The sequence below is a fragment of the Bacillus sp. AFS001701 genome (genome assembly GCF_002559405.1).
GTDB lineage: Bacteria > Bacillota > Bacilli > Bacillales > Bacillaceae_G > Gottfriedia.
On sequence record NZ_NTZO01000378.1, the window covers coordinates 1 to 290 of the forward strand.

Annotated in this window: 1 protein-coding gene; it reads left to right on the plus strand. The window is 55.5% G+C overall.

Features of this window, described 5'->3' with window-relative positions:
- Nucleotides 1-290, plus strand: a 290-nt coding sequence (locus CN514_RS19740; RefSeq protein WP_176525989.1) for a cation:proton antiporter domain-containing protein, incomplete at both ends; no start/stop codon positions are given.

Below are 290 nucleotides of genomic sequence, written 5' to 3' on the forward strand. Positions count from 1 at the left end.
AACCGATGCGGCAGCGGTGTTTTCCCTGCTCGGCGGAAAAGGGCTTAACGAACGCGTTGGCTCCACGCTTGAGATTGAATCCGGCAGTAACGATCCGATGGCGGTATTTCTCACCATTACGCTTATCGAGATGATTCAGCAGCATGAAAGCGGGCTAAGCTGGATGTTTGCGTTACATATCCTGCAGCAGTTCGGACTGGGGATTGTTATCGGACTGGCGGGGGGCTATCTGCTACAGCAGACGATCAACCGTATATCGCTTCCCGCGGGGCTTTACCCCCTGCTGGCGC